General features: G+C 55.7%; 1 pseudogene. It reads left to right on the top strand.

The features are described from left to right. Positions 1 to 282: pseudogene (locus tag Q4563_RS19355) on the top strand (amidophosphoribosyltransferase); the annotation flags it as partial.

Raw genomic sequence — 282 nt, 5'->3', positions numbered from 1 at the left:
CCGCTATATCGGCCGTACCTTCATTATGCCAGGGCAGCAGCAGCGCAAGAAATCCGTGCGTCAGAAGCTCAACGCACTGGAGCTGGAATTTCGCGGCAAGAATGTCCTGCTGGTCGATGACTCCATTGTCCGGGGCACCACGTGCGAGCAGATTATTGAGATGGCTCGGGATGCCGGTGCTCTCAATGTGTATTTTGCATCGGCCGCCCCTGCGGTACGCTATCCCAATGTTTATGGGATTGATATGCCGGCCAAGGAAGAGTTTATTGCGCACGGCCGTAC

It is taken from the genome of Gilvimarinus sp. 1_MG-2023 (assembly GCF_030548285.1).
The sequence above is the reverse complement of the archived record's forward strand: the minus strand, read 5'-3'. Positions and strand labels throughout refer to the sequence as shown.